Origin of the sequence: Phenylobacterium sp., assembly GCF_030681155.1 — a bacterium.
Classification (GTDB): Bacteria; Pseudomonadota; Alphaproteobacteria; order Caulobacterales; family Caulobacteraceae; genus Phenylobacterium.
The window spans coordinates 1-23,671 of the sequence record NZ_JAUXXE010000056.1 but is presented as its reverse complement, the minus strand read 5'-3'; the positions used below and the strand labels follow the sequence as shown (position 1 = coordinate 23,671).

The window sequence follows — 23,671 nt, the reverse complement described above, 5'->3', positions numbered from 1 at the left end:
TCAGACGATCATCGTGATGGGGTCTTCGATCAGGACCTTGAAGGCCTGTAGCCAACGCGCGCCGATGGCGCCGTCGACCACGCGGTGATCGCAGGTCAGGGTGACGCTCATGACCGTGGCGATGGCCAATTGGCCATTCTTCACCACCGGCCGTTGCTCACCGGCGCCGACCGACAGAATGGCGCCCTGCGGCTCATTGATGATCGAATTGAACGACTTGATCCCCATCATCCCCAGATTGGAGATCGAGAATGTGCCGCCCTGGAATTCCTCGGGCTTCAGCTTTCGGGTCCGCGCCCGCTCGGCCAGGTCCTTGGCCTCGACCGCGATCTGGGCCAGGCCTTTGGTCTCGGCCTTGCGGATGATCGGGGTGATCAGGCCGCCGTCGATGGCGACGGCCATGGCGATGTCGGCGTTGTGGTGCATCGCGATGCCTTCAGGCGAATAGGAGGCGTTGGCCTCCGGCACCTGCTTCAGCGCGAACGCCGCAGCCTTGATCACCAGGTCGTTGACGCTGACCTTCACGCCCTGCTTCTCCAGCATGGCGTTGATCTTGGCGCGACCGGCCAACAGACCGTCGATCTCCAGATCGATGGTCAGCGGGAAGTGCGGCACGTCGCGGAAGCTGTCGCTCATCCGGCGCGCGACGGTCTTCTTCATCCCATCCAGCGGGATCAGATCATAACTGCCGTCCGGAATGCCCATCTGGGCCAGGCTCTGAACCTGACGCGGCGCGGAGGCCGCGACGCCGGCCGCAGCGCCCGGCGCCTTGGCCTGGGGTGTCGCGCCCTCTACATCGCGCTTGATGATCCGACCGCGTGGGCCTGAACCCTGCACCTGGGAGAGATCCAGCCCCTTTTGACCGGCGATGCGGCGCGCGAGCGGCGAGGCAAAGACGCGCTCGCCGGACGCGCGAGCCGGGGCGGCGGCTTTCGCAGGCTGCTCGGCTTGGGCCTTTGGCGCTTCCGCCTTGACGGCGTCGGCCTTGGGCGCCTCGCTCTTTGCCGCCTCGGCATTTGGAGCCGCCGCTTTGGCGGGCGGCGGCGCGGAACCGGCGTCCTCGCCGGACAGGCGTGCGATCGGCGTGTTGACCTTCACGCCCTCGGAGCCTTCGGCCACCAGGATGTCTTCGATCACGCCTTCATCGACCGCCTCGACCTCCATGGTCGCCTTGTCGGTCTCGATCTCGGCGATCACGTCTCCGGACGAGACCTTATCGCCCTTCTTCACGTGCCATTTGGCGAGCGTGCCCTCCTCCATGGTTGGAGAGAGCGCGGGCATCAGGACATCGATGGACATGGGTCGTTTCTCAGGCGCTGAGCTGGACTGGAGCCGAGGCGGGGAAGGATCGAGCGGTCATTTGTAGGTGACCGCCTTCACCGCCTTCACGATGTCCTCGACCGAGGGCAGCGACAGCGCCTCCAGATTGGCGGCGTAGGGCAGCGGGACGTCCTTCTGGTGCACGCGCGCCGGCGGGGCGTCGAGATAGTCGAAGGCTTGGTCGATGACCCGGGCGATCACTTCGGCGCCGACGCCCATCGGGCCCCAGCCTTCCTCGGCCGTCACCAGGCGATTGGTCTTCTTCACGCTCTCTACGATGGTTTCGTGGTCCAGCGGGCGCAGGGTACGCAGGTCGATGACCTCGGCGTCGATGCCCTCGGCCGCCAGCTGTTCGGCCGCCTTCAGCGCCATGCCGACCATCCGCGAGTGGGCGGTGATCGTCACGTCCTTGCCTTCGCGGCGGACCTTGGCCTTGCCGATCGGCACGACCCAATCGATGTCCTCGGGAACATCGAATTCCTGGCCGTACATCATCTCGTGTTCGAGGAAGACGACCGGGTTCGGATCGCGGATCGCAGCCTTGAGCAAACCCTTGGCGTCCGCGGCGTCATAGGGCGCCACGACCTTCAGGCCGGGGACCTGGGCGTACCACGCCGAATAGTCCTGGCTATGCTGGGCCCCCACTCGCGCGGCCGCGCCGTTCGGACCACGGAACACGACTGAGCATTTGATCTGGCCGCCCGACATGTAGAGCGTCTTGGCGGCTGAATTGATGATGTGGTCGATCGCCTGCATGGCGAAGTTCCAGGTCATGAACTCGACGATAGGCTTGAGACCCGCCATCGCCGCGCCAACGCCAAGCCCAGCAAAGCCGTACTCGGTGATCGGGGTGTCGATGACGCGCTTGTCGCCGAACTCCTGCAGCAGATCGCGGCTAACCTTGTAGGCGCCCTGATACTGAGCGACTTCCTCGCCCATCAGGAACACCTTGTCGTCCTTGCGCATCTCCTCGGCCATCGCATCGCGCAGGGCGTCGCGGATGGTCGTTTTGACGAGCTTCACGCCCTCCGGCAGCTCCGGATCGCGCAGTTCGACTTTCGGCAGAACCGGAGCCGAGGCCTCGCCCTCCGGCTGAACCTCCACGGCCTCAGGCGCCTTCTTTTCCGGATCGCCGGCGGCTTGCGCAGGCGCCTCGGCCTTTGGGGCGCTGGCTGCGGCGTCATCGCCGGACAGGCGCGCGATCGGCGTGTTGACCTTGACCTCCTCGGTCCCTTCCGGAACCAGGATCTCTTCGATCACGCCCTCATCGACCGCCTCGACCTCCATGGTGGCCTTGTCGGTCTCGATCTCGGCGATCACGTCGCCAGAGCGAACGGTGTCGCCCTTCTTCACGTGCCACTTGGCAAGGGTGCCTTCTTCCATCGTCGGGGAAAGCGCAGGCATCAGGACGTCGGTCACTCGGCGGCCTCCAGATAGACGTCCGTATAAAGCTCCGAAGGCTCGGGCTCGGGCGAGGTGCGGGCGAATTCCGCGGCGTCGGCGACGATCTTCTTCACCTCGGCGTCGATGGCCTTCAGCGAGGCCTCGTCGGCCCAGCCCTTCTTGGCGAGCAGTTCCTGCAGGTGGTCGATCGGATCGCGGGTCTTGCGGACCTCGTCCACCTCGTCGCGGGTCCGATACTTGGCCGGGTCGCTCATAGAGTGGCCGCGATAACGGTAGGTCTTCATTTCGAGGATGTAGGGGCCCTTGCCCGAGCGCGCGTGGTCGGCCGCCTTCTTCGCGGCGGCCTTCACGGCCAGCACATCCATGCCATCGACTTCCTCGCCGGGGATCCGGAACGAGGCGCCGCGCTTGTAGAGATGGGTTTCCGACGATGAGCGCTCGATCGAGGTGCCCATGGCGTACTGGTTGTTCTCGATCACGTAGACGACCGGCAGGTTCCAGAGCTGAGCCATGTTGAAGCTCTCATAGACCTGGCCTTGGTTGGCCGCGCCGTCGCCGAAATAGGTAAAGGAGACCTTCTTGTTGTCGCGGTAGTGGTTGGCGAGCGCCAGGCCGGTGCCCAGCGCGACCTGCGCGCCGACGATGCCGTGGCCGCCGTAGAAGTCCGCCTCGGTCGAGAACATGTGCATCGACCCGCCCTTGCCTTTGGACGACCCGCCGGCGCGGCCGGTCAGTTCGGCCATGACTTCGCGAGGATCCATGCCGCAAGCCAGCATATGGCCGTGATCACGGTAGCCGGTGATCACCTGATCGCCTTGCTCCTTGATCGCCTGGACGCCGACCGCGATGGCTTCCTGGCCGATGTAGAGGTGGCAGAAGCCGCCGATCAGGCCCATGCCGTAGAGCTGGCCCGCGCGTTCCTCGAAGCGGCGGATCAACAACATGTCCCGGTAGTACTTCAGGAGCTCGTCCTGCGTCACCGCGCTGTCTGCGGCGCCGCTGCCACCGGTGTCATTGGTTTTCCGCTTAGCTGCGGAGCCTGCCTGCCCACGCGCCATCCATCTCTCCCGTAGGAATGCATTTCGCGGTCAAGCTCCGCGTGTTCATAGCGTTTAGAACGTTCGAATCCGCCCTAAGGCTTCACGCGGATCACATAGTCGTTCGGATGCCCGAAACCTAGCAGGGAACGGGCACGTTCTTCCAGTAGGTCGGCCGACAAGCTGTTGTCGCGCAGCAGGCGGGCACGCGCCTCCAAATCCTGCCTCTGGGTACGCAGCTGAGCCAGCTCCTGCGACTTGGCCGCGAGCGTCGCATCCCTTTGCGTAGAAGACAGAAGTCCGCGATCGCCCGTGAAGGCGTGGAACCCGAAGTAGAAGATCAGGAACGCGAGGGCCGCTGTCGGCAGATATGGGCGAATGCGCGCAAACACGTCGAATCGAAGTCTCCTCGGCAAATCCATCTCACGCATTCGTGCTTAATTTACGGTTACAGTGTCGCGCCGGAGCGGCTGAACGGGGAAAAATCGTGCGCGGCGTCCTCGGCAAAATCTACGCCTACAAGGCGCTGGACGATCTCATCCTGATCTACCCGCTCTATGCGGTGATGTTCGTCGATCACGGCGTCTCCCCCAGCCAACTGGCCCTGCTGTTCGCCGTATGGTCAGCGGTCGGCCTGGCGCTGGAAGTCCCATCAGGCGTTTTGGCCGACCACTTCTCGCGGAAGCATCTGCTGGCTGTCGGCCAGCTCGTCCGAGCGGCGGGCTATGCCTGCTGGCTGCTGTTCCCTGGCTTCTGGGGCTACCTCGCCGGCTTCATCCTGTGGGGGATCAAGGGCGCGCTTCAATCAGGCACTTTTGAGGCGTTGGTCTATGACGAACTCGACCGGCGCGGCGCAGCCGACGACTTCGCAAAGGTCATCGGCCGGGCGCGAGCGGGCGGCATTGTCGCCATCCTCGGGGCGATGCTGGCGGCGGCGGCGGTTCACAGCTTCGGCGGTTACGAGCTTCTGATGCTGCTCAGTATCGCCGCGGTGATCGCCGCCGCGATCGTCGCCTTCGCCCTGCCCTCGGCGCCTCGCGCCCAGTCGACCGGCGAGACCGACTACCTCGCGCACTTGAAGCGGGCCCTGGGCGAGACGCTGCGGACACCGGCCATCCTGCGGCCAATGCTTGTGGTCGTCACCCTCTGGACGCTGGGCGGATCGCTGGACGAGTTCTGGGGGATCTATGGCGAGGAGGCCGGCCTCAGCCGCGAGGCCATCCCCATCTACTATGCCGCCACCTATGCGACCTCGGCGGTGGCCGCCGCCCTGGCCTATCGGCTGGGCGGGACACCTGCGGCTGCGCTCTACGGCGTCGCTATATTGGCCGGCGGCCTACTGATCGCCGCGGCCCAGATGATGAGCCCGGCCGGAATGCTGTTGCTGGCGGTGTTCGCTGGGCTGGTGAAGCTGATCGACATCAATTTCGAAACGCGGATGCAGCACGCCATCCCGACCGAACGCCGCGCGACCATCGCCTCGCTGGCGGGCTTCCTTTGGACGGTAGGCTCAATCGGCCTCTATCTGGCGTTCGGCCAGATCGCCGAGCGCTGGTCATACGCCGCAGCGTTCATGACCTTTGGCGTCGTGATGACGCTGAGCGGCGCGGCCTTTCTGTTCAGCCGCGCCTTTCGCCGAGTCTAGAGTCGCTTCAGAGCCTTGGCGCCGAGATAGATCGCCTGGTCGCCAAGCTCTTCCTCAATGCGCAGCAGTTGGTTGTACTTGGCCGTGCGGTCGGAACGCGACAGCGAGCCGGTCTTGATCTGACCGCAGTTGGTGGCCACCGCCAGGTCAGCGATGGTGGCGTCCTCGGTCTCGCCCGAGCGGTGGCTCATCACGGCCGTGTAGGCGGCGCGGTGGGCCATGTCGACGGCGTCCAGGGTCTCGGACAGGGTGCCGATCTGGTTGACCTTCACCAGGATCGAGTTGGCCAGACCTTGCTCGACGCCCAGCTTTTCCAGGCGGGCCGGGTTGGTGACGAACAGATCATCGCCCACCAGTTGGATCTTGCCGCCCAGCTTGTCGGTCAGCAGCTTCCAGCCTTCCAGGTCATCCTCGGCCATGCCGTCTTCGATCGAGACGATCGGGAACTTGGCGACCAGGCCGGCCAGATAGTCGACCATGCCGGCCGGATCGAGGGTCTTGCCTTCGCCCCCCAGCACGTACTTGCCGTCCTTGAAGAACTCGGTCGAAGCCGCGTCGAGGCCGAGCTGGAAGTGTTCTCCGGCCTTGAAGCCGGCCGCTGCGCCGGCCTTGACGATGAACGCCAGGGCCTCTTCGGCCGAACCGATGTTCGGGGCGAAGCCGCCCTCGTCGCCGACATTGGTGTTGTGGCCGGCTTCGGACAGCGCCTTCTTCAGCGCGTGGAAGATCTCAGCGCCCATGCGCAGGCCTTCGGCGAAGGTGTCCGCGCCGGTCGGCAGGATCATGAATTCCTGGATGTCGATCGGATTGTCGGCGTGGGCGCCGCCGTTGATGATGTTCATCATCGGGACCGGCAGGACGCGCGCCGAAACCCCGCCGACATACTTGTAGAGCGGCAGGCCGGCGCTGATCGCCGCGGCCTTGGCCGTCGCCAGGCTGACGCCCAGAATGGCGTTGGCGCCCAGGCGGCTCTTGTTCGGGGTCCCATCCAGTTGGATCAGCAGGGTGTCGAGGCGGCGCTGGTCTTCGGCGTCGAAGCCCGACAGCGCATCGTAAATCTCGCCGTTGACAGCCTCGACGGCCTTCAGCACGCCCTTGCCGCCATAACGGCTCTTATCGCCGTCGCGCTTTTCGACGGCTTCGTGGGCGCCGGTGGAGGCGCCTGACGGAACCGCGGCGCGACCCAGCGCGCCGTCTTCCAGAATGACGTCCACTTCGACCGTTGGGTTACCGCGGCTGTCCAGGATTTCCCGGGCTGTGATGTCGACGATCTCGGTCATGGAAGCTCCTGGATTGGGCGGAAATGCGCGCGACCCTTTAGCCAGCTTCGGACTCGGTGGCAATCTTAGGCCCGCGTCAGGCGTCAAGCGCGCATGCAAAATCCCCCGCCCGGAAACCGGACGGGGGATTTGGATCGTTCAGACCTTCAAGGGCGCAGCGCGAACGCGCGTCCCTCAAGAAGGACTAGTCTTCCTTCGGCGTCAGAACCTGACGGCCCTTGTACATGCCGGTCTTCAGATCGACGTGGTGGGGGCGCTTCAGCTCGCCGGTTTCCTTGTCTTCGACATAGGAATTGGCGCCGAGGGCGTGGTGCGAACGCCGCATGTTGCGCCGCGACGGGGATACTTTGCGTTTCGGAACGGCCATGGGGAATCTCGCAGGCGTAAAAAGGAGACGGCGGCCGAAACGACAGGCCGCCGACGTGAGCGCGGGTGTATGCCGGAAATCGCTCCGGGTTTCAACCGCCCTTGTAAACCCCAGCAGAAACAGCGGCTAGGAGGCGTTTTGGCGCAACTTGCGCCCAGGCCATCGCCATCAGATCGGCGAATCGCGCCGCCTCGATCTTCTCGAACCAGACAAAGGTCGAGCCGTTGCGACCCCAATACCCGGGCACGGCCTCGACAACGCCCGGGTCGGCCTCGCCGAGATTGCGCTGATCCTCGGGATCAAGCTTCAGCATGGCGCGCGGATGATCCTGATGGATCGTGCAGAAGATTTTCTTGCCACGCGGAACGACGGCATGCCGTGATGGTCGGCCTCATAGGCCTCCGGCTGAGCAAGCGCGATGCGTCGGACGTCGTCGCGGGTGAGCATGACCAGAGGATAGCGCCCTCCCCCGGTCATGGGAAATCACCTAGACCAGACGCGAACGTTCCTTCGCCGCGCCGATGAAGCTGGCGAACAGCGGATGCGGATCGAACGGCCGGCTCTTCAGTTCGGGGTGGAACTGCACGCCGACGAACCACGGGTGATCGGCGCGCTCGCAGATCTCCGGCAACACGCCGTCCGGCGAGAGTCCGGAGAAGGTCAGGCCGGTGTTCTCGATGGCCTCGCGATAGCCGATGTTCACCTCGTAGCGGTGACGATGGCGCTCGCTGATCTCGGTGCCGCCATAGATCGACGCAACCTTCGAGCCCGGCGTCAGAACCGCCTCATAGGCCCCCAGGCGCATGGTGCCGCCCAGGTCGTCGCCTTCCTTGCGGGTCTCGCGCTCGTTGCCGCGGGTCCATTCGGTCATCAGCCCGACGATCGGTTCGGAGGTCGGACCGAACTCTGTGGACGAGGCGTGCTTGATCCCAGCCAGGTTCCGCGCCGCCTCGATCATGGCCATTTGCATGCCGAAGCAGATGCCGAAATAGGGGACCTCGTGCTCGCGGGCGAACTGCACCGCGCGGATCATGCCTTCAGAGCCGCGCTCGCCGAAGGCGCCTGGAACCAGGACGCCGTGAACGCCGGTCAGACGCTCGGAGATCAGCCCCTCCTCGCGCTCGAACGCCTCGCCTTCGATCCAGTCGAACTTGACCCGGACATTGCTGGCGACACCGCCATGCACCAGGGCCTCGATCAGGGACTTATAGGCGTCGGTCAGGGCGGTGTACTTGCCGACAATGGCGATGTTCACTTCGCCGTCGGGGTTGGTCAGGGTGTGCGAGATGCCTTCCCAACGCGACAGGTCCGGCGCCGGAGCGGTGTCGGACAGGCCGAACACCGACAGTACTTCGCGGTCCAGGCCCTGGGCGTGATAGTCGAGCGGCACGTGATAGATGTTCGGCGAGTCCATCGCCTGGATCACGGCGCTTTCGCGCACATTGCAGAACTGGCCGATCTTGCGGCGTTCGCTGGCCGGGATCGGCTGCTCGCAGCGGCAAAGCAGGATGTCAGGCTGGATGCCGATCGACCGCAATTCCTTGACGGAGTGCTGGGTCGGCTTGGTCTTCATCTCGCCGGCCGTCTTGATGTAGGGCAGCAGCGTCAGGTGGATGTAGCAGGCGTGGCCGCGCGGCAGCTCCTGGCCAAGCTGACGGATCGCCTCGAAGAACGGCAACCCCTCGATGTCGCCGACCGTGCCGCCGATCTCGACCAGCACGAAGTCGACGCCCTCGCCCGGATCGGACAGGACGAAATTGCGGATCTCGTCGGTGACGTGCGGGATCACCTGGACGGTGGCGCCCAGATAGTCGCCGCGCCGTTCCTTCTCGATGATCGTCTTGTAGATCTGGCCTGTGGTGATGTTGTCGGCCTTGGTCGCATTCACGCCGGTGAAGCGCTCGTAGTGCCCCAGGTCGAGGTCGGTCTCGGCGCCGTCGTCGGTCACGAAGACCTCGCCGTGCTGATAGGGACTCATCGTCCCCGGATCGACGTTCAGATAGGGATCGAGCTTGCGAAGGCGGACCTTATAGCCACGAGCCTGCAGCAAGGCGCCGAGAGCGGCGGAAGCGAGACCTTTTCCCAAGGAGGAGACCACGCCGCCGGTGATGAAAATGTACCGGGTCATGGGCGTTCAGGTTAGCCGTGATTCGCGTTGGGCGCCCTGCGGCGATTCGCCAAAGGCTGTGGATAGTGCGGAGTGACGCGCGGAAAGACGGACGCGCAAACGCAGAGTGAGCCGCCGAGGCGGCTTTTGGGAAGGTCTCACGATCACTCTGGACTTAGGGGTTGGACGGCGCGGGAGCGGTCGTCGCCGGGGCGGCGGGCGCCGGGCCTTCGCCGGTGAAGGGATTGCGAACCTGCGGGGTCGGCGCGGTCAACGGGGCCGGGGCGTCGCTCGGGCTGGTCGGCGCCGTCGGCTGCGGAACGCTCGGACGGTTCAGGCTGTTGGGGTCGATGCCCTCGACCTTCACCCGGTCAACGACCGAAGAGGCGCCGCGTTCACGTCCGGCCAGCAAGGTCAGCACCAGGCTGAGGATGAAGAAGACCGAACCCAGGATCCAGGTCGTGCGGGTCAGCAGGTCGCCAGCGCCGCGCGCGGTCATGAAACCGGTGCTGCCGCCGCCCATACCGAGGGCGCCGCCCTCGGAACGTTGCAACAGGACAACCGCGATCAGCGAGATGCAGACGATGACGTGGATGGTGAGCAGAATGCCGAGCAGCATTGATATATCCGATGCCTTCGGCCGGTCGCCCGAGCCGAAATGAAGCGCGCGCTCTACCATCAGGCGGCGCACAAGGCCATAGCTAGGGCGTCCTATCGGCCGGTCCAAGTCCATGATTCTTGAAACTGAACGCCTGAGCCTGAGACCGCTGGAGGTCTCCGACGCCGAATTCCTGTTTCCGATACTCAATGATCCCGAGGTCATGGCCCACTGGGACATCCCCGAGATCGACGATCCGGACCTGGTTCGGGTGATCGTCGAGAGCCAGGTCTCCGACACGGTTTCCGGCAAGTCATTGCACTGGGCCATCCAAACCCTCGGCGGCGGTCGTTTCCTGGGGGCCTGCGACCTCTCCGACATAGATCGCTGGCACAAGCGGGCCGAGGTGGGCTTCCTGCTGGGCCGCGGGGCCTGGGGCCAAGGTTACGCGCTGGAGGCGATGCGCGCTGTGCTCTCCTATGCCGCGACGCTGGGCCTTCGCCGGCTGGCGGCGCGCACCCACCTGGGCAATCTCCGCTCCGACGCCTTGCTCGAAAAACTCGGCTTCGAGGAAGAGGGCCTGCTTCGCGGCCACGTCCTGCGCGACGGCGAACATCGCGATTGCCGGCTCTTTGGTCTCCTACTGTAGCGTTGGCGTCCCCATCTTCGGTATGAGGAGACACCAATGGCCAACCCCATTCAGCCCGCTGGCTTCGACCACATCGTTCTGCGGATCGTGGACAAGACCGCCATGCTGGCCTTCTACACCGAGATCCTGGGTTGCACCCTCGATTGGGACCGACCGGAACTCGGGCTCACCCATGTCCGCGCCGGCGCCTCGCTGATCGACTTGGTGACAGTCGATGGGAAACTCGGTCAGCTAGGCGGAGCGCCCCCTGGCCCGGAAGCGCGCAACCTGGACCACTTCGCCCTGGCCATTCGACCGTTCGACGAGGCGGCGATACGCGCCCACCTGGCCGCCCGCGGCGTCGCCATCATCGACGAAGGCGAGCGCTACGGCGCGGAGGGCGAAGGGACCTCGCTCTATATCCAGGATCCCGAAGGCAACACGGTGGAGCTGAAGGGCCCCTCAGACGCTTAAAGCGCCTTGATGATCCCCAGGAAGTCCTCGGCCTTCAGCGAAGCGCCGCCGACCAGGGCGCCACCGACCTCGGCGGCGTGCAGAATCTCGTCCGCATTGGAGGGCTTCACCGAACCGCCGTAAAGAATCGGTGGGGTCTTTCCATGGTCGCCAAACACCTCGACCAGCGTCGCGCGGATGGCGATGTGAACTTCTTCGATTTCCGGCGTCGTCGGCGTCAGGCCGGTGCCGATGGCCCAGACCGGCTCGTAAGCGACAGAAAAAGTCTTGCCGGCGAGCGTCGCCGGAAGCGAGCCCCTGACCTGCCCGGTGACGATTTCCAGCGCCTTGCCGGCCTTGCGTTCGTCCAGGGTCTCGCCGACGCAGATGATCGGCTCGAGGCCCGCGCGGAGGGCCGCCTCTACCTTCGCGGCCACCAGGGCGTCAGTCTCGCCATAGCCGGCGCGGCGTTCGGAATGGCCGAGAATGACCAGGCTAGCCCCTGCGTCAGCAAGCATCTCGGCCGAAACGTCGCCGGTGAAGGCGCCAGAGACTTCGGCGCGACAATCTTGTCCGCCGAGCAGCAGGGCGGTGCCCTTCACCGCCCCAGCCGCACGCTCGACCAGCGTCGCTGGCGGGCAAATCGCCACGCGAGCGCTCGTTCCGGCCAGGGCCGCGGCGACCGCCTGGGCTTCCGACAGCGACGCCGCCGTCCCGTTCATCTTCCAGTTTCCGGCGATCAAAGGGGTCGGAGAAGTCATCTGGGCCTCGCAATTTTTTGGACAAAGGCGCGTTAAGCCAAGCCGTTCATTCTGTCACGCGCTTGCGGGGGGGAAGCCCCCTCCACTATACCCGCCTTCCACGTTCGCGCCGAAGAGGCTCCGGAAGGTCAAATGCTGTCCGCAACCCGCAAGTTCGCCAAATCCTGGGTCGCCGCTGTGCTGATCGGCCTCCTGGTCATCAGCTTCGCGATCTTCGGCATCAACGACGCCTTCAAAGGCAACTACACCAACGATGTGATCAAGGCGGGCTCGCGGCACGTCTCGGGGCCTGATTTCAAGCGAGAGTTCGATAACTTCCGCAAAGGCGCCGAGGAACAGGCCAAGCAGCCGATCAGCATCGAACAGGCCGTTCAGTTCGGCCTGGACAAGCGCCTGCTGGAAGAACTCGCCACCCGCGAGGCGTTCGGCGAGATGCTGCACAAGATCGGCATCCGGCCCTCGGACCGTCTCGTCAGCGCTGAACTGCGCAAGATCCCGGCCTTCTTCAATCCGATCTCCGGCGCGTTCGACAAGACGCTCTACGCCCAGCGCCTGGCTGAGAATGGCCTGACGCCCGCGCGCTTCGACACCATGATGCGCGACCAGATCGCCGAGTCCCACGCCGTCTCGGCGATGGTCAACGGCCTGCGCGTGCCGCGCGCCTACAGCGCCCTCGGCGCAGTCTTCGAGATGGAAGCGCGCGACGTCGGCTTCTTCACCGTCGATCCGCGTAGCGTCCCTGCGCCGACGCTGCCCACCGACGCCCAGCTCACGGCCTTCATGAAAGAGAAGTCGGCCCAGCTGATCCGTCCGGAATTCCGGGTCATTTCGGTGGTCGCGTTCAGCCCGGCCATGATCAACGGCTCGCTGCCGATCGACGAGGCCGAAGTCCAAAAGCGCTTCGCGTTCCGGAAGGACACCCTGGCTCGCCCTGAAACCCGTTCGCTGATCCAGATCCCGGTGAAGGACGCCGCGGCCGCCCAGGCCGTCGCCGCCCGCCTCGCCAAGGGTGAAGATCCCTCGGCGGTCGCCAAGTCGATTGGCGTCGAAGTCATCAACTATGTCGACAAGCCGCAGAGCGCGATCGCCGACAAGCGAGTCGCCGCCGCCGCCTTCGCCCTGAAGCCCGGCGAGGTTTCGGCCGCCATTCAAGGCGACCTCGGCGTCGCGGTCGTCAAGGTCGCCAAGGTCACACCTGGCCAGACCGTGACCCTCGACCAGGTCCGTCCGCAGATCGAAGCCGAGCTTCGCAAGGACGCCGCCGCCGAGAAGGTCTACGCCCTCAGCCAGGCCTATGAGGAAGCCCGCGGCAGCGGCGCCAACCTCGTCGACGCCGCCAAGAAGGCCGGCGTGCCGGTCATGACCCTCGGCCCGATCACCCAGCAGGGCCAAGGCCCGCAAGGCCAGCCCGTTCAGGGCGTGACGCCGAAGCTCCTCGAGCTCGCCTACAGCCTGCCGGCCGGCGGCGAGAGCGAGCTCCAGGACGCGGGCGCCGGCGAGTATTTCGCCATCCGGGTCGAGCGGATCATTCCGAGCGCCCTGCCCCCGCTGGCCGAGATCAAGCCAGACCTCACCCGGGTCTGGATGATGACCGAGATGCTCAAGCGCCTGCAGACCAAGGCCGACGAGTACGCCGCTCGCCTCCGCAAGGGGGAGAGCCTGGCGACCGTGGCGGCTTCGGCCGGCTCCAAGGTGGTCAATGTCGCCGGTATCGACCGTCAGAACGCGGCCCAGAACACCGCCATGTCGCGTGACGCTCTGGTAAAGACCTTCAACGCCAAGCCGGGTGAGGTCTTCACCGCCGACGGCGTTCAGTTCGGCCTGATCGTCGCCAAGCTCGAAGCGGTCCGTGCGCCGTCAGGTCCGACCCTGGCCCGCATCACCGAGGACGCTCGTCCGCAGGTGACCATGGCGCTCTTCCGCGACCTGGGCGCTGCTGCCCGCAAGGCCGCGCGCACCGAAGTCGGCGTGAAGATCTTCCCGGCGAAGGCGCGTGCTGCGCTGGGCCTGGCGCCGATCACCGAGACCGAAAAGGCCGCACCTAAGGCGGGCCAGGCGGAGAAATCCAAGTGACGATCGAACCTGCGTTTGCGGACTTTGAGGCGAAGTATTCTCAGGGCGCGCCGCAGGTCGTTTGGACCCGTCTGATCGACGATCTCGAGACCCCGGTCTCGGCCTATCTGAAGATCGCCCATGGACGGCCCTACGCCTTCCTGTTCGAATCCGTTGAGGGCGGCGCCCACCGGGGCCGCTACTCGGTGATCGCGATGAAACCGGACCTCGTCTGGAGATGTCGCGGGGATCAGGCCGAAATCGCGGTCGGTCCCGACATCGCGGCCGGACGGTTCCAATCCCAGGCCGGCGGCGCGCTCGACTCGCTCCGCGATCTGGTGGCCCGTTCGCGCCTGGATCTTCCGGCAGGCCTGCCGCCGATGTCGGCCGGCGTGTTCGGCGCCATCGGCTACGACATGATCCGGCTGGTCGAGCACCTGCCGAACGTCAATCCGGACCCGCTGGACCTGCCAGACGGCCTGATGATCCGGCCCTCAGTGGTCGCGATCTTCGACGCCATCGCCCAGGAGATCATCCTGGTGACGACGGTCCGGCCGTCCGAGGTCAGCGCCAAGGCGGCCTATGAGGAGGCTCAGTCTCGATTGGCCGAAGTGGTCGCCGATCTAAGGAGCTCGGCCCCGCAACTGGCTGGAACCGCCCAGCCGCAAGCCGACAGCTTCACCACGCCTGTCAGCCGCGAGGACTATCACCAGATCGTCGCGCGGGCGAAGGAGTACATCCTCGCGGGCGACATCTTCCAGGTCGTGCCGAGCCACCGTTTCCGGGCGCCCTTCGCCCACGACCCGTTCGCCCTCTATCGTTCGCTGCGCCGGACCAATCCCTCGCCGTTCCTGTTCTATCTGAACTTCGGCGACTTCCAGCTCGCAGGGTCTTCGCCCGAAATCCTGGTGCGCCTGCGCGACGGCAAGATCACCATTCGGCCGATCGCCGGCACCCGCCCGCGCGGGGCCACGCCCGAGCAAGACCGGGCGCTGGAAGCCGAGCTGATCGCCGATCCCAAGGAACGCGCCGAGCACCTGATGTTGCTAGACCTCGGTCGCAACGATGTCGGCCGCGTGGCGATGCTGAAGAACACCGGCTCCAACGAACCGCCACAGCCATCGCGCGGCGCACGGGTGCGGGTCACCGACTCGTTCTTCATCGAGCGCTACAGCCACGTGATGCACATGGTCTCCAACGTCGAGGGCGACGCGCCCGAGGGGCTGGACCCCATCGACGTTTTGATGGCCGCCCTACCCGCAGGCACGCTGTCCGGCGCGCCCAAGGTCCGCGCCATGCAGATCATCGATGAGCTGGAGTTGGAGAAGCGCGGCATCGCCTACGCCGGAGCGGTCGGCTACTTCGGCGCCGACGGCTCGGTCGATACCTGCATCGTGCTGCGCACCGCCTGCTTCAAGGATGGTCAGATGTACGTCCAGGCTGGCGGCGGCGTGGTAGCCGACAGCGACCCGGACGCCGAGTACGACGAAACCCTCCACAAGGCCCGAGCCCTCCGACAGGCCGCCGAAGAGTCCTGGCGATTCGTCTAGGGCGTGCGTTCGACCACGTGCTGGGTGGTCACTGGCGGCGCCATGATCATGGCGCCGGCCAGGGCCAAGGCGGCGGTGGCCGCGAAGCCAGCGGCCGCCAGGGCCGGCCAGACGCGCTCACGCGCCACCGGCGCTCTCAGGAGCGCTCTGGCATAGGCCATCTGTTCAGGGTCGAGGACAGAATCGGGCGGCGACATGACCACAACATCCGGTGAACGGGCCTCGTCCGCAATCCGGGGCCTTGGCGGAAAGCCAAGCGGAGCCTAGAGAAATCTGATGATCTTGGTGATCGATAACTACGACAGCTTCACCTACAACCTCGTTCACTATCTGAATGAACTGGGCGCGGAGACGCTGGTCTATCGCAACGACGCGCTCAGCGTCGACGAGGCCCTGGGCCTCAAGCCCCAGGGCGTGCTGCTGTCGCCCGGCCCCTGCACGCCGAACGAGGCCGGGATCTGCCTGGCCCTCCTGGAAGCAGCCCCCAACGACCTGCCGATCCTGGGCGTCTGCCTCGGCCACCAGGCGATCGGCCAGGCCTATGGCGGCGACGTGGTCCGCGCCAAGCAGGTGATGCACGGCAAGACCAGTCCGATGTTCCACGAGGGCAAAGGCATCTTCGCCGGCCTACCCAACCCGTTCACAGCTACCCGCTACCACAGCCTATCCGTCGAGAAGTCGACATTGCCGCCAGTGCTGGAAGTGACCGCCTGGACCGAAGACGGCGAGATCATGGGCTTCCAGCATCGGCATCGGCCGATCCAGGGTGTGCAGTTCCACCCCGAGTCGATCGCCACCGAGGGCGGCCACGCCATGCTGGCCAACTTCCTGAAGCTCGCGGGCGTCGAGCCCCAGGCTGTCGACTAGCCATGTCAGACGCTTTCAAACCGCTCCTGGGCCGCCTGGCCGACGGCGGCACCCTAACGGAGGACGACGCCGGCGAGTTCTTCGCCGCCTGCCTGCGCGGCGAGCCCACCCCGGCCCAGGTCGCCGCGGCCGTCACCGCAATGCGCATGCGCGGCGAGACGACCGGCGAGATCACCGCCTGCGCCCGCGCCATGCGCAAGGCCGCCGTCACCCTCGATCATCCGTTCCAGGTCATGGACGTCTGCGGCACCGGCGGCGATGGTCTCCACACCCTCAACGTCTCGACCGCTGTGGCCTTCGTGGCGGCCGGCGGCGGTCTGAAGATCGCCAAGCACGGCAATCGCGCCGTCTCCTCGCGCTCCGGCGCGGCCGACGTCCTGACCGAGCTTGGCGTCAATGTCGCCGCCTCAGCCGCACAACAGCTCCAAGCGCTAGACCAAGCCAATGTGGCGTTCTTCTTCGCGCCGGCCCACCACAGCGCTATGCGCCACGTCGCTCCGATCCGCACCGACCTGGGCTTCCGCACCATCTTCAATCTGCTCGGCCCGCTGACCAACCCGGCCGGCGCGCAGCGTCAGGTCATGGGCGTCTTCGCCGACCGCTGGGTCGAACCGCTCGCCCGCGTGCTCGGCGCCCTCGGGGCCGAACGCGCTTGGGTCGTCCACGGCGGCGGCATGGACGAGATGACCACCACGGCCGAGACCAGCGTGGCGGAATATCGCGACGGCCAGGTTCGGCTGTTCACCATCACGCCGGAGGCCGTCGGCCTGCCGCGCGCGGCGCTCGCCGACCTCACCGGCGGATCGCCGGCCCAGAACGCCGCCGCTCTCCGCGAATTGCTGGACGGAGCCAAGGGCCCCTACCGCGACATCGTTCTGCTGAACGCCGCAGCCGCCTTCCTGGTGGGTGAGCGGGTCGAGACCCTTCGCGACGGCGTCGATCTCGCCGGCCAGATTATCGACGACGGCCTGGCCAAGGCCGCCCTGGCCAAGTTGGTCGAACTCACCTCGGCGCAAGAAGGCGTGGCATGAGCGACATCCTCGACAAGATCGCCGCCTACAAGCGCGAAGAAGTCGCCGAGCGCAAAGCCGCGCGCAGCCTCGCCGAGCTGGAGGCTGCCGCCAAGGCCGCGTCCCCGCCGCGCGGGTTCCGGAAGGCGCTGGAGCGTGGTCACGCGCCCGGCAAGCTCGCCCTGATCGCCGAGATCAAGAAGGCCTCGCCCTCCAAGGGCCTGATCCGCGAAGACTTCGATCCCCCCACCCTGGCCAAGGCCTATGAGGCCGGCGGCGCGGCATGCCTGTCAGTCCTTACCGATGGACCAAGCTTCCAAGGCACAGACGGCTTCCTGACCGCCGCGCGCGACGCCGTCTCCCTGCCCGCCATCCGCAAGGACTTCCTGGTCGATCCCTGGCAGGTCGCCGAGTCCCGCGCGCTTGGAGCCGACGCCATCCTGGTCATCCTGGCCATGATCGACGACGGCGTAGCCGCCGAACTGATGGCCGAGGCCGCTCGGCTCGGGATGGACGCCCTGGTCGAGGTTCACGACGAGGACGAGATGGCGCGGGCCGACAAGCTCGGCGCCAAGCTGGTCGGGGTGAACAACCGCAACCTGCGCACCTTCGAAACCGACCTTGGCATTACCGAGCGCCTGGCTGGGGGCGCGCCGAGCGGCGCTCTGCTGATCACCGAAAGCGGGATATTCACCTCCCTCGACGTGACCCGGCTGGAACGCTCCGGCGCCAAGGCCATGCTGGTCGGTGAAAGCCTGATGCGCCAACCCGATGTTACCGCCGCGACCCGCGCCCTGCTCGCCTGAGTCGGCCGTCTCGCCTTTGAGCGCCGCAGAAAAGCCAAGCCTTTCAAGGGCTCGGCGGTAACTTGACATTAACAAGGAACACCTAGAGAACATTCATAACGTTTGCGCTTTGTTCTCCAAGGGCTCCTCAGCCATGCTCACCCGTAAGCAGCACGAACTTCTCATGTTCATTCATGAGCGGATCAAGGAAACCGGCGTCTCGCCGTCGTTCGACGAGATGAAGGAGGCGCTGGACCTGGCGTCCAAGTCCGGCATTCACCGCCTGATCACAGCGCTGGAGGAACGCGGCTTCCTGCGTCGCCTTCCCCACCGGGCTCGGGCTCTGGAAGTAGTGAAGCTGCCGCAGCAAGCGACGACCACGGCGCCGCCCAAAGGCCGCTCGCCCTTTAAGCCGCAACTGGTCGATCCGGGCGACGCGCCGGTCATGCCGGTCGCCAATGACACCCGCGATCTACCCGTCCTTGGCCGCATCGCCGCCGGCACGCCCATTGAGGCGATCCAGCAGGAACGCGACCGGCTTCCGGTCCCGGAAACCATGCTGGGCGCCGGCGAGCACTTCGTCCTCGAGGTACAAGGCGACTCGATGATCAACGCCGGCATTCTCGACGGCGACTATGTGGTGATCCGCCGGACAGACTCGGCCAATTCGGGCGACATCGTCGTGGCCTTGGTCATGGGCGAGGAAGCCACTCTGAAGCGTCTGCGCCGCAAGGGCGCGTCGATCGCGCTGGAAGCTTCGAACCCCGCCTACGAGACGCGGATTTTCGGCCCCGACCAGGTTCAGGTCCAAGGCCGGCTCGTCGGTCTTATCCGCCGCTACCACTAGGCCCGGTCCAGGGGCGCTGACCGCGAAGGTCCTGCGCCCAGACCACCCGCCAGCCGGCGTCATTTCGGTAGAGCTCGGCTGAACCGCCCCGCGCGAAATCGGCCTGGGTCAAGGTCAACGCCTTCGGGCAAGGCGCAGCCTCGCCCCGCACGACGACAACCTCGGCCCACTCACAGAATAGCGGCAGCTTGCGCTCGATGGTCGAGGCGCGGCGCGTCATGATCGCCGCCACCCTGGGGACTGCAGCGCCGGCCCGCGGCGCGCAGGACCAGCGGTCACAGTCGAAGCTCGCCTCACGTATCGCCAAACCGTCTTCGGGCACGCTCAGGCCCCGCCGCCTGGCCCAAAGTTCGGCGGCGAATAGTTTGGCGTCGGGTCGAAACAGGATCGCCTCCCCGCCATCGCGAACCGCGACCGTCGAGCCGTCGGCCGCGATCCAAGCGTCCGGGGCCGGCGGGCGTGGGTAGAGCGCCACGGAGAGTGCGAGCGGCAGGCCAAGCCAGCGCAGCGGCCCCTTCCACAGGCAAAGCCACAGAATGCCGATAAACGAGGCCGCCAGCGTCCAGCCCGGCGCGCTCGGCACGATGAGCTGGCTGTTGGGCAGTCCGGCGACAGTCGAGGCGATGGTGTTCATGGTGTCGATCGCGACCCCCGCCGCCGCCAGCGGAACCCCGCCCAGCCCCAGCGGCGCCAGCACCGCGCCGATCGCCAAAGCCGGCATCATCAGGAACGAAGAGATCGGCGCCACCAACAGATTGGCGGCTAGGCCAAAGGTCGCGACGCGGTTGAAGTGCTGCATGGCGAAGGGACCGGTCGCCAGCCCTGCGACGAAACTCGCCCCCAAGCTGGCCGCCATCCAGACGCCCACGCCCTGAACAATGCGGATCGGCCAGGGCGTATTGATCTCCTTGGCCGGGCGCGGCCACGCCTCGGCCAGGGCGACCAGCGCCGTGGTGGCGGCGAACGACATCTGAAACCCAGGCTCGGTGACCGCCTCTGGCTGAAAGATCATGATCGCCAGCGCGGCGATGGCCAGGGTGTGGAGACTGATGGCGCGCCGGTCGACCAGGATGGCGAAGAACGCCGCTCCGGCCGTGATAGCCGCGCGCTCGGCCGGACTCGGCGCGCCGGACAGTATGAGGTAGCCGCCGACCGCCGCGAGCCCGACAATGGCCGCGACCTTCTTCGACGACACCCGCAGCGCAAGCCACGGCCAAGCCGCGACGCCAAGGCGAACAAGAGCGAAGGTGAAGCCGCCGACGATGGCCATGTGCAGGCCGGAGATCGAGACGATATGCGCCAGACCAGAGGCCCGCAACGCTTCCACCTGCTCCTTGGGTATGAAGGCCTCGTGCCCGGTCACCATGGCCGCGGCCAAGCCGCCGCTCTCAGGCCCCATCTCGCCGACAATCTGCTTGGCCAAGGCCCACCGGGCGGCGTTGATCTTCATCTCAAGATCAAGCCGCCAGGGCGGCGGCGCGCCTTGAACCTCGCGCACCGGCGTCAAAGCGAACCCGACGCCGCCGATCCCGTCGAAGAAGGCGTCGCGCGCAAAGTCGTAGGAGCCCGGGCTTGCTGGCGGTGGCGGCGCATTCAGCATGCCGCGCAAGGAGATCACGGTTCCCGGCGCCGGCAGTACGTCATCGTCCTGCAAAGTCACCCGCACCCGGATCGGCGTCTCCGCCGCCGACAGGCCCGAGACCTGAATCGGCGCCAGCAGCAGCCGCGGCCCGCCCTGCCCGGGACTGGCCACGTCGACAACGAATCCCTCGATCGCCCGCACGCCGCCACCGGCGGGCGCGATCGGCGCGCGCACGCTCTGGGTGCGCAGCTTGCCGGCGGCGAACCCGGCCAGCATGAAAGCCGCCAAGGTCAGGGCGATGGTCAGCGGTTTGCCGAGGCTCCAGCGGCTGACCGCAAGCACCAGGCCGCCGGCGGCCGCCAGGGCGAGGAACGCCACGGCCACAAGGGGTTCGGCCGGCAGACTCAGATAGAGCGCCGCCCCGATCCCAAAGGCGACCGGCGCCCACAAGGTCCAGCGATCAGACTGCACGAGAGCTTGATCGGCCAACCATGTTGCGATGCGGCGAAAGCTAGGACGCTTGCGAAAGGCCGTGCTAAGAGGCGCCGCGCGCATATCTGGCGCCCCAGCTTCAGCCTCGAGTTCGATGCCCGACCGTCCCGTCGTCACCCGGATAGCCCCCTCGCCCACCGGCGCTATGCATATAGGCACGGCGCGGACGGCCCTTTTCAACTGGCTTTACGCTAAACACACCGGCGGCAAGTTCCTCCTGCGCATCGAGGACACCGATCGCGAGCGCTCGACCGACGCCGCCGTTCAGGTGATTTTCGACGGTTTGGCGTGGCTGGGCCTCACCCCGGACGAAGAGCCGGTGTTCCAGTTCGCGCGCGCCGAGCGCCACGTCCTGGCCGCCCAGGAGCTGCTCGCCAAGGGCGCCGCCTACCGTTGCTACATGACCGTCGAGGAGACCACGGCCGAGCGCGAGATCGCGCGCGCCGAAGGCCGGGCCATCCGTTCGCCCTGGCGCGACGCCGAGGCCAATTTCAACGACCGCCCGCACGTGATCCGCTTCAAGAGCCCGCAAGAGGGCGAGACGGTCATTCGCGACAAGGTGAAGGGCGACATCACCTTCCAGAACAAGGATCTGGATGACCTGATCCTGCTGCGGACAGACGGCACCCCGACCTACAACCTCGCTGTAATCGTCGATGACCACGAGATGGGGATCACCCACGTCATTCGCGGCGACGACCACCTGAACAACGCCGCTCGCCAGACGCAGATCTATGAGGCCCTGGGCTGGGACGTGCCGGTCTGGGCGCACCTCCCCATGATCAATGGCCCGGACGGCAAGAAGCTGTCGAAGCGCCACGGCGCGCAAGCCGTCAGCGAGTTCGACGAGATGGGCTACCTGCCCGAGGCCATGCGCAACTACCTGGCGCGACTCGGTTGGGGCCACGGCAACGACGAGATCTTCACCGACGAGCAGGCCGCGTCCTGGTTCGAGCTGGAAGACGTGGTCGGCGCGCCTGCGCGCCTGGATTGGGACAAACTCAACCACCTCAACAACCACTACATCCGGCTGGCCCAGATTGAACGCTTGGCCGAGCTCGTTACCAAGATCCACCAGACCCGTGATTTCCCGCGCCACGACGGCGATCAGGAAATCCTGCTGCGGACCATCCCGCTGGTGCGGGACGGCGCCAAGACCACGCTTGAACTTGCGGACGCTACGGTCTTTGCGCTGAAGCGTAGGCCGCTGGAACTGCCCGATAAGATCAAGGGCATGCTGACCGAAGAGACCAGCGCGCGGCTCGGCCGCCTGCGCGAGGCCCTCAGCGGAGAGCCCGTCTGGGAAGTTTCCGAACTCGAAGCGGCCTTGCGCGGCTTCGCCGAGAGCGAAGGCGTCGGAATGGGCAAGTTTGGCCCGGCTTTGCGCGGCGTCCTCTCTGGGGGCTCGCCCGCGCCGGACCTGGCCGGGGCCCTTGTCAGCCTCGGAAAACCGGAAAGTTTAGAGCGCCTCGATGACGCGCTTTCACAGGCCGCGTAAGGCGGTATAAGGCACGCCGAACAGGCGTTTAATAATACATGCGGAAGGGATGGCATGGGCGATACGGCTAAAGTGAGTTTCGATGGCAAGGCCGTCGAGCTGCCGATCCTGAAGGGAACCGACGGTCCTGCCGTCGTCGATATCCGAAAGCTGTACGCCGAAGCCGACGTCTTCACCTACGACCCGGGCTTCACGTCGACGGCCAGCTGCGAAAGCAAGATCACCTTCATCGACGGCGACAAGGGAATCCTGCTTCATCGCGGCTACCCGATCGATCAACTGGCTGAACAGTCGAGCTTCCTGGAGGTCTGCTACCTCCTGCTGAACGGCGAACTGCCGGACGCGAAGGAATTCGAGACCTTCGAACACAACATCACCTATCACACGATGCTGCACGAGCAGTTCGATAGGTTCTTCATGGGCTTCCGTCGCGACGCCCACCCGATGGCCATCATGGTCGGCGCCGTCGGCGCCCTGTCGGCCTTCTATCACGACAGCACCAACGTGGATGATCCGGAACAACGGATGATCTCGTCGCACCGCCTGATCGCCAAGATGCCGACGATCGCCGCGCGCGCCTTCAAGTACTTCCGTGGCCAGCCGTTCGTGCATCCGCGCAACGACCTGTCCTACTCGGAAAACTTCCTGCGCATGTGCTTCTCGGTTCCGGCCGAGGATTGGAAGCCGAACCCGGTGCTCACGCGCGCCATGGATCGCATCTTCATCCTCCACGCCGACCACGAGCAGAACGCGTCGACCTCGACCGTCCGCCTGGCCGGTTCGTCGGGGGCCAACCCCTTCGCTTGCATCGCGGCCGGCATCGCCTGCCTCTGGGGCCCGAGCCACGGCGGCGCGAACGAAGAAGCGCTGAACATGCTCAAGGAGATCGGCACGGTCGATCGTATTCCTGAGTACGTTCAAGGCGTTAAGGACCGCCGCTATCGCCTGATGGGCTTCGGTCACCGCGTCTACAAGAACTATGACCCGCGCGCGACCGTGATGCAGAAGACCTGCCACGAAGTGCTCGCCGAAGTCGGCCACGGGGATGACCCGCTGCTGAAGGTCGCGATTGAACTCGAAAAGGTCGCCCTGAGCGATCCGTACTTCATCGAACGCAAGCTCTACCCGAACGTCGACTTCTACTCGGGCATCACCCTGCGCGCCCTGGGCTTCCCGCCCGAGATGTTCACGGTGCTGTTCGCTCTGGCCCGCACCGTGGGTTGGATCTCGCAGTGGAAGGAAATGATCGAGGATCCGTCGCAGAAGATCGGCCGTCCGCGCCAGATCTACACCGGCTCCCCGGCCCGCGATTACGTCGGCGTCGACAAGCGCTAAACGCGCCTAGATCACGAATAGAGAAAGCCCCGCCGGTATACTGGCGGGGCTTT

The 23,671-nt window shown here is 65.9% G+C and carries 23 protein-coding genes; 11 read left to right on the top strand and 12 right to left on the bottom strand.

Annotated elements, in window-relative coordinates; translation table 11 throughout:
- The 4 genes from Q8M13_RS14320 to Q8M13_RS14305 all read right to left on the bottom strand — a co-directional run bounded on the left by Q8M13_RS14320 (position 1) and on the right by Q8M13_RS14305 (position 4,153).
- Positions 1-1,299 carry a pyruvate dehydrogenase complex dihydrolipoamide acetyltransferase gene (locus Q8M13_RS14320; protein WP_305300651.1) on the bottom strand — a complete coding sequence of 433 codons (1,299 nt, stop codon included), beginning with the start codon at positions 1,297-1,299 and terminating at the stop codon, positions 1-3.
- A gap of 57 nt (positions 1,300-1,356) precedes the next feature.
- Positions 1,357-2,739 carry a pyruvate dehydrogenase complex E1 component subunit beta gene (locus Q8M13_RS14315; protein WP_305300650.1) on the bottom strand — a complete coding sequence of 461 codons (1,383 nt, stop codon included), beginning with the start codon at positions 2,737-2,739 and terminating at the stop codon, positions 1,357-1,359.
- Positions 2,736-3,782 carry a pyruvate dehydrogenase (acetyl-transferring) E1 component subunit alpha gene (gene pdhA / locus Q8M13_RS14310; protein WP_305300649.1) on the bottom strand — a complete coding sequence of 349 codons (1,047 nt, stop codon included), beginning with the start codon at positions 3,780-3,782 and terminating at the stop codon, positions 2,736-2,738. The genes Q8M13_RS14315 and pdhA overlap by 4 nt, the downstream gene beginning before the upstream one ends.
- A gap of 74 nt (positions 3,783-3,856) precedes the next feature.
- The gene (locus Q8M13_RS14305) at positions 3,857-4,153 is read right to left on the bottom strand and encodes a septum formation initiator family protein (RefSeq protein WP_305300757.1); all 297 of its coding nucleotides are present in this window, start codon (positions 4,151-4,153) and stop codon (positions 3,857-3,859) included.
- A gap of 95 nt (positions 4,154-4,248) precedes the next feature.
- Between Q8M13_RS14305 and Q8M13_RS14300 the strand changes: the two genes are divergently transcribed.
- Complete coding sequence (locus tag Q8M13_RS14300; RefSeq protein WP_305300648.1) at positions 4,249-5,406, top strand: MFS transporter; 1,158 nt, start codon at positions 4,249-4,251, stop codon at positions 5,404-5,406.
- Here Q8M13_RS14300 and eno read toward each other — a convergent pair.
- The 5 genes from eno to secG form a co-directional block, all read right to left on the bottom strand.
- Positions 5,403-6,686, bottom strand: coding sequence for a phosphopyruvate hydratase (eno, locus tag Q8M13_RS14295; RefSeq protein ID WP_305300647.1), 1,284 nt, complete (start codon positions 6,684-6,686; stop codon positions 5,403-5,405). The two genes, Q8M13_RS14300 and eno, sit on opposite strands and share 4 nt — an antisense overlap.
- Before the next feature lie 184 nt (positions 6,687-6,870).
- Positions 6,871-7,053 carry a 50S ribosomal protein L32 gene (rpmF, locus tag Q8M13_RS14290; protein ID WP_091739612.1) on the bottom strand — a complete coding sequence of 61 codons (183 nt, stop codon included), beginning with the start codon at positions 7,051-7,053 and terminating at the stop codon, positions 6,871-6,873.
- 91 nt (positions 7,054-7,144) lie between these two features.
- Positions 7,145-7,366, bottom strand: a complete 222-nt coding sequence (locus tag Q8M13_RS14285; protein ID WP_305300646.1) for a hypothetical protein — start codon at positions 7,364-7,366, stop codon at positions 7,145-7,147.
- Between the two features lie 174 nt (positions 7,367-7,540).
- A complete protein-coding gene (locus Q8M13_RS14280) occupies positions 7,541-9,181 on the bottom strand; it encodes a CTP synthase (RefSeq protein ID WP_305300644.1) in 1,641 nt (546 codons plus the stop codon).
- Positions 9,182-9,335: 154 nt separating this feature from the next.
- The gene (gene secG / locus Q8M13_RS14275; RefSeq protein WP_305300643.1) at positions 9,336-9,779 is read right to left on the bottom strand and encodes a preprotein translocase subunit SecG; all 444 of its coding nucleotides are present in this window, start codon (positions 9,777-9,779) and stop codon (positions 9,336-9,338) included.
- Positions 9,780-9,891: 112 nt separating this feature from the next.
- On the opposite strand from secG, the gene Q8M13_RS14270 reads away from it, so the two are divergent.
- Positions 9,892-10,407, top strand: coding sequence for a GNAT family N-acetyltransferase (locus Q8M13_RS14270; protein WP_305300642.1), 516 nt, complete (start codon positions 9,892-9,894; stop codon positions 10,405-10,407).
- A gap of 36 nt (positions 10,408-10,443) precedes the next feature.
- Positions 10,444-10,860 (top strand): VOC family protein, encoded by a 417-nt coding sequence (locus tag Q8M13_RS14265; RefSeq protein ID WP_305300641.1) that lies wholly within the window; start codon positions 10,444-10,446, stop codon positions 10,858-10,860.
- Here the strand turns inward: Q8M13_RS14265 and tpiA are convergent.
- Positions 10,857-11,600, bottom strand: coding sequence for a triose-phosphate isomerase (gene tpiA / locus Q8M13_RS14260; protein ID WP_305300640.1), 744 nt, complete (start codon positions 11,598-11,600; stop codon positions 10,857-10,859). The two genes, Q8M13_RS14265 and tpiA, sit on opposite strands and share 4 nt — an antisense overlap.
- Before the next feature lie 132 nt (positions 11,601-11,732).
- Between tpiA and Q8M13_RS14255 the strand changes: the two genes are divergently transcribed.
- Complete coding sequence (locus Q8M13_RS14255; protein ID WP_305300639.1) at positions 11,733-13,673, top strand: peptidylprolyl isomerase; 1,941 nt, start codon at positions 11,733-11,735, stop codon at positions 13,671-13,673.
- On the top strand, positions 13,670-15,202 hold the full coding sequence (gene trpE, locus Q8M13_RS14250; protein WP_305300638.1) for an anthranilate synthase component I: 1,533 nt from the start codon (positions 13,670-13,672) through the stop codon (positions 15,200-15,202). Before Q8M13_RS14255 ends, trpE begins: the two co-directional genes overlap by 4 nt.
- Here trpE and Q8M13_RS14245 read toward each other — a convergent pair.
- Positions 15,199-15,399, bottom strand: coding sequence for a hypothetical protein (locus Q8M13_RS14245; RefSeq protein WP_305300636.1), 201 nt, complete (start codon positions 15,397-15,399; stop codon positions 15,199-15,201). The genes trpE and Q8M13_RS14245 overlap by 4 nt on opposite strands.
- Positions 15,400-15,478: 79 nt before the next feature.
- On the opposite strand from Q8M13_RS14245, the gene Q8M13_RS14240 reads away from it, so the two are divergent.
- From Q8M13_RS14240 to lexA, 4 genes are all read left to right on the top strand, one after another.
- Positions 15,479-16,069, top strand: coding sequence for an aminodeoxychorismate/anthranilate synthase component II (locus tag Q8M13_RS14240; protein ID WP_305300634.1), 591 nt, complete (start codon positions 15,479-15,481; stop codon positions 16,067-16,069).
- A gap of 2 nt (positions 16,070-16,071) precedes the next feature.
- Positions 16,072-17,100, top strand: coding sequence for an anthranilate phosphoribosyltransferase (trpD, locus tag Q8M13_RS14235; RefSeq protein WP_305300632.1), 1,029 nt, complete (start codon positions 16,072-16,074; stop codon positions 17,098-17,100).
- Positions 17,097-17,885 (top strand): indole-3-glycerol phosphate synthase TrpC, encoded by a 789-nt coding sequence (gene trpC / locus Q8M13_RS14230; protein WP_305300631.1) that lies wholly within the window; start codon positions 17,097-17,099, stop codon positions 17,883-17,885. Before trpD ends, trpC begins: the two co-directional genes overlap by 4 nt.
- Positions 17,886-18,018: 133 nt before the next feature.
- On the top strand, positions 18,019-18,711 hold the full coding sequence (gene lexA / locus Q8M13_RS14225; RefSeq protein ID WP_305300629.1) for a transcriptional repressor LexA: 693 nt from the start codon (positions 18,019-18,021) through the stop codon (positions 18,709-18,711).
- Here the strand turns inward: lexA and Q8M13_RS14220 are convergent.
- Positions 18,692-20,782: a ComEC/Rec2 family competence protein gene (locus tag Q8M13_RS14220; protein ID WP_370870065.1), complete on the bottom strand. Its 2,091-nt coding sequence runs from the start codon at positions 20,780-20,782 to the stop codon at positions 18,692-18,694. The genes lexA and Q8M13_RS14220 overlap by 20 nt on opposite strands.
- 97 nt (positions 20,783-20,879) lie before the next feature.
- Here Q8M13_RS14220 and gltX point away from each other — a divergent pair, with 97 nt between their 5' ends.
- A complete protein-coding gene (gene gltX / locus Q8M13_RS14215) occupies positions 20,880-22,283 on the top strand; it encodes a glutamate--tRNA ligase (RefSeq protein ID WP_305300625.1) in 1,404 nt (467 codons plus the stop codon).
- Positions 22,284-22,337: 54 nt separating this feature from the next.
- Positions 22,338-23,618: a citrate synthase gene (gene gltA, locus Q8M13_RS14210; RefSeq protein ID WP_305300623.1), complete on the top strand. Its 1,281-nt coding sequence runs from the start codon at positions 22,338-22,340 to the stop codon at positions 23,616-23,618.
- The last annotated feature ends 53 nt before the right edge of the window (positions 23,619-23,671 follow it).